The sequence below is a fragment of the Cognatundibacterium rugosum genome (assembly GCF_014284365.1).
Classification (GTDB): domain Bacteria; phylum Pseudomonadota; class Gammaproteobacteria; order Burkholderiales; family Burkholderiaceae_D; genus Undibacterium; species Undibacterium rugosum.
Genome location: NZ_JACOGG010000077.1, coordinates 1 through 255 on the forward strand (window position 1 = coordinate 1; position 255 = coordinate 255).

The window sequence follows — 255 nt, forward strand, 5'->3', positions numbered from 1 at the left end:
CTGGCGACTGCTGGAACCGTATTGGCATTCACGCCAGACTGCCCCGCTAATTTGCCAAGATAGCGTTGCGTGTTCCCCAGCAAACCCTCGTCTTTCAGACGCGTGAGCAGGCCAGCTTTTTCAGCTGCTTCATGCGCTTGCGCTGAGACACCAGCTGGGTATAAAGTCAGGCTGCTGAACGTCAGCAAGACGATGCTGGCAACGCTACGCTGGAACAAGGTTTGGCGAATCTTCATAACAGGTCTTCACTATTTT

Annotated in this window: 1 protein-coding gene; it reads right to left on the reverse strand. The window is 53.3% G+C overall.

All coding sequences use genetic code 11. The features are described 5' to 3' along the window. Positions 1-236, reverse strand: a 236-nt coding sequence (locus H8K47_RS18130) for a hypothetical protein (protein WP_186882741.1), incomplete at its 3' end; no start/stop codon positions are given. Positions 237-255 lie beyond the last annotated feature (19 nt).